Below are 4,305 nucleotides of genomic sequence, written 5' to 3' on the forward strand. Positions count from 1 at the left end.
CCTCCCAGCCCCAGGCGGAGCCCGCCGCCGCCGCGAAGAAGGTGGAGATCCCCTCGGACTCGCCCTCCTTCGGCCCGGCCACCGCGAAGGTGACCATCGTCGAGTGGTCCGACTTCGAGTGCCCCTTCTGCAGCCGCGCGGTGCCGACGCTCAACAAGATCAAGGAGACCTACGGCAAGGACGTGCGCGTGGTGTTCCGCCACCAGCCGCTGCCCATGCACTCGCACGCGAAGCTCGCGGCGCAGGCCTCCATGGCCGCCCACGAGCAGGGCAAGTTCTGGGAGATGCACGACAAGCTCTTCGCCAACCAGCGCGCCCTGGAGCGCGGTGACCTGGAGAAGTACGCCCAGGAGCTGGGCCTGAACATGAACAAGTTCAAGGCCGACCTGGAGTCCGCCAAGATCTCCGCGAAGGTGGACGCGGACGCCTCCGCGGGCATGTCGGTGGGCGCCAACGGCACCCCGGCCTTCTTCATCAACGGCCGCTTCCTCTCCGGCGCGCAGCCCTTCGAGGCCTTCAAGCCCCTCATCGACCAGGAGATCGCCAAGGCCGACAAGGCGCTCGCCGCCGGCACCAAGGCGGAGGAGCTCTACGCCAGGCTGAACCAGGACAACGTGAACGCCGCTCCGGCCGCCCCCGCGGCGCCCGCCGAGCCGGCCGTGCAGAAGGTGGAAGTGGGCAACGCCCCGGTGCGCGGCCCGAAGAACGCGCCCGTCACCATCGTCGCCTGGTCCGACTTCGAGTGCCCCTTCTGCAGCCGCGCCGTGCCGACCCTGGAGCAGGTGGAGAAGGTCTACAAGGGCAAGGTCAAGATCGCCTTCAAGCACCAGCCCCTGTCCTTCCACCAGCACGCGAAGCTCGCCGCCGTGGCCTCCATGGCCGCGAACGAGCAGGGCAAGTTCTGGGAGATGCACGACAAGCTCTTCGCCAACCAGCGCTCGCTGGACCGCGAGAGCCTGGAGAAGTACGCCCAGGAGCTGAAGCTGGACATGAACAAGTTCAAGGCGGACCTGGACTCCGGCAAGTTCGACAAGCAGATCGAGTCGGACATGGCGGACGGCGCCTCCAAGGGCGCCAACGGCACCCCGACGTTCTTCATCAACGGCCGCACGCTGGTGGGTGCGCAGCCCTTCGATGCCTTCAAGAAGGTCATCGACGAGGAGCTGAAGAAGGCCGGCGTCGTGATGGCGGCGGAAGCGAAGTAGTCCTCCCGCGCTGCTGAAACGCACAAGGCCGTCGGCTCCCACAGCGGGAACCGGCGGCCTTCGTGTTTCTACGCGTCTGACAGGCTTCCGTCAGGACACGGCGATGGCGTCGATCTCCACCTTGGAGCCGCGCGGCAGCGCGGACACCTGCACGGTGGCGCGGGCCGGCGGGGCGCCCGTGAAGGAGCGGCCGTAGACCTCGTTCACCTTGGCGAAGTCACCCAGGTCGGTGAGGAAGATGGTGCAGCGCACGACGTGGCTGAAGTCCAGGCCGCTGGCGGCGAGCACGGCCTTCAGGTTCTTCATCACCTGCTCGGCCTGCGCGACGACGTCGCCGGTGACCATCTCCATCGTCTTGGGGTCCAGGGGAATCTGGCCGGACAGGAACGTCATCTTCCCGGCGTCCACCTGCACGGCCTGGGAGTAGGGGCCAATCGCCTTGGGGGCGTCGTCGGAGTGGATTGCCTTGCGCGCCATGCAGCACACCTCGCGTTGAGGCGGCCCCCTGAAGCGAAACGGGGCCGCGGGTCCGCCGCGCGCTGTAGCACAGGCCGGGGCTAGATTCGCTCGACCGAGTAGACGCCCGTCAACCGCTCGATGGAGCGCATCAGGTCCGTCAGCTGCTTGAGGTCGGAGATGGTGACCTCGAAGGTGTTGACGGCCCGGTCGTCGCCGGTGGCCCGGCAGTTCGCCTGGGAGATGTTGACGCTCTTCTTGGAGAACGTGTTGGTGATGTCCGCCAACAGGCCCGGCCGGTCCGCCGTCAGCACGCGCAGCGTGACGGGCCGCTTGAAGTCGCCCTTCACGTCCCAGGACACGTCCACGCGCCGCTCGGGGTCCGTGGCCAGGGCCTTCTCACACCCCACCGTGTGCACCGTCACGCCCCGCCCCCGGGTGATGAACCCCGCGATGGGGTCCCCGGGAACGGGGTTGCAACAGCGCCCGAAGCGCACCAGCACGTCGTCCACGCCGCCAATCTGGACGCCGCTGCGGCTGTTGCGCCCGACGAGCCGCTTGGCCAGGTCCGTCATGCGCGACAGGCCCGGCAGCATGGAGGCGTTGTTCCCCGCGCCGCTGCCCGTCCCGCCGCTGTCCGAGGGACGCGGGGGCGGCTCCGCCTGCGCCAGCTTCTCCTGCGGCACGATGCGCTGCACCAGCTGCTGCGGCGTCACCTTGCCGTAGCCAATCGCCACCAGCAGATCGTCCTCGACGCGGAAGCCCAGCTCCTCGGCGACCTTCTTGAGTTCGCCGGACTTCATCTGCTTGTTGAAGTTGAGCTGGAAGCGCTTGAACTCGCGCTCCACCAGCTCGCGGCCCAGCTGCAGGCTCTTGTCGCGCTGCTGCTGCTTGATGAAGCCGCGGATGCGCTGCTGCGCGCGGCTCGTCTTGACGAAGGTGAGCCAGTCCTTGGACGGGTGCGCCTGCGGGCTGGTGAGCACCTCCACCGTGTCGCCGTTCTTCAGCTTGTAGCGCAGGGGAACAATCTTCCCGTTCACCTTCGCGCCCACGCACCGGCCGCCCACGTCGCTATGGATGGCGTACGCGAAGTCCACCGGCGTCGCGCCGCGCGGCAGGCTGCGCACGTCGCCCTTGGGCGTGAAGACAAAGACTTCGTCGGTGAAGAGGTCCACCTTCACCGTCTCCAGGAACTCCTTGGGGTCCTTGAGGTCCTGCTGCCACTCCATCAGCTGGCGCAGCCAGGCGAACTTCTCGTCGTCCTTGGAGATGGGCGCGCGGCCTTCCTTGTAGGCCCAGTGCGCGGCGATGCCCTCTTCGGCGATCTTGTGCATCTCCGCGGTGCGGATCTGCACCTCCACGCGCTCGCTCAACGGACCAATCACCGTGGTGTGCAGGGACTGGTACATGTTGGGCTTCGGGATGGCGATGAAGTCCTTGAAGCGCCCCGGCACCGGCTTCCACATCTGGTGCACCATGCCCAGCGCCTCGTAGCAGGCGGGGACGGACGGCGCGATGATGCGGAACGCGATGATGTCGTGGATCTGATCGAAGTCGATGCCCTGCGACTTGATCTTCTTCCAGATGCTGTAGACGTGCTTGAAGCGCCCGCTGACGTCGCCCTTGAGGCCGCGCTCCTGGAGCTTGGCGCGCATCAGGTCGCAGGTGTCCTCGATGTACGCCTCGCGCTCCTTCTTGCGCTTGTTGAGCTGCTCCTCCAGCGCGAAGAACTCCTGGGGCTTCACGTAGCGGAAGGACAGGTCCTCCAGCTCCGTCTTGATCCAGGAGATGCCCAGGCGGTTGGCCAGGGGCGCGTAGATGTCCAGCGTCTCCTGTCCGATGCGGGCCTGCTTCTCCTCGGACATGTGATCCAGCGTCCGCATGTTGTGCGTGCGGTCCGCCAGCTTCACGAGGATGACGCGGATGTCCTGCGCCATCGCGATGATCATCTTGCGGAAGTTCTCCGCCTGCTTCTCCTCCTGGGAGAGCGTCGCGGACGCGGAGAACTTGGACAGCTTCGTCACGCCGTCCACCAGCTGGGCGACCTCCGGGCCGAAGAGCTCCGTGAGCTCCTCCGCGGTGGCGAGCGTGTCCTCGATGGTGTCGTGGAGGAGTCCGGTGACGATGGACGCCTCGTCCAGCTTCAGCTCCGCCAGGATGCCCGCCACCTCCAGCGGGTGGATGAGGTAGGGCTCTCCCGACTTGCGGAGCTGCCCCTGATGGACCTTGGCCGAGTAGACGTACGCCTTCTTGATGATGTCCAGGTCGGGGTCCGGGTGGTACGACGCAACCCGCTGCAGGATGTCGTTCAGGCGAATCATCGAGGCGGTGACAATCGTAACTGCCTCAAACAGCAGGGGCAACGTTACCCTGGAACATCGCGTGCCCCACCGGGTCCCGGAGCCCGGGCGCTATTGGAGTTTCGTCCGAGGCTTTCGTTGACCGGGCGTTTCACGCCCCCCTAGATTGGCCCTCTGCCCATGTCTCAGCTTCTGCTGTCCACGCTCCCGGTGGTCTGCCCGAAATGTGACGGCTACAACCCGCCACGCTCGGCCACCTGCGTGCTGTGCGGCCAGGCGCTGGAAGAGGCGGCGCCCGCCCCCCGTCCGGCGGCCGCGCCCCCTGCCCCGTCTCTTATACACAT

General features: G+C 66.9%; 3 protein-coding genes. 1 reads left to right on the top strand and 2 read right to left on the bottom strand.

The genetic code is table 11. The features are described from left to right. Nucleotides 1-1,205: thioredoxin domain-containing protein (locus D7X55_RS36635; protein WP_158626477.1), on the top strand; the 1,205-nt coding region annotated here is incomplete at its 5' end. Between the two features lie 90 nt (nucleotides 1,206-1,295). On the opposite strand, the gene D7X55_RS36640 is transcribed toward D7X55_RS36635, so the two are convergent. Together D7X55_RS36640 and D7X55_RS36645 are read right to left on the bottom strand one after the other, a co-directional pair. Next, nucleotides 1,296-1,682, bottom strand: a complete 387-nt coding sequence (locus D7X55_RS36640) for a RidA family protein (protein ID WP_120548199.1) — start codon at nucleotides 1,680-1,682, stop codon at nucleotides 1,296-1,298. Nucleotides 1,683-1,762: 80 nt separating this feature from the next. Then, the gene (locus tag D7X55_RS36645) at nucleotides 1,763-3,982 is read right to left on the bottom strand and encodes a bifunctional (p)ppGpp synthetase/guanosine-3',5'-bis(diphosphate) 3'-pyrophosphohydrolase (RefSeq protein WP_120548198.1); all 2,220 of its coding nucleotides are present in this window, start codon (nucleotides 3,980-3,982) and stop codon (nucleotides 1,763-1,765) included. Nucleotides 3,983-4,305: the final 323 nt, after the last annotated feature.

Source organism: Corallococcus sp. AB049A (assembly GCF_003668885.1).
Lineage (GTDB): Bacteria > Myxococcota > Myxococcia > Myxococcales > Myxococcaceae > Corallococcus > Corallococcus interemptor.

Bases quoted from the DNA above. Each gene is read 5' to 3' on its own strand.
- D7X55_RS36640 (WP_120548199.1), bottom strand. From the start codon at position 1,682: ATGGCGCGCAAGGCAATCCACTCCGACGACGCCCCCAAGGCGATTGGC.
- D7X55_RS36645 (WP_120548198.1), bottom strand. From the start codon at position 3,982: ATGATTCGCCTGAACGACATCCTGCAGCGGGTTGCGTCGTACCACCCG.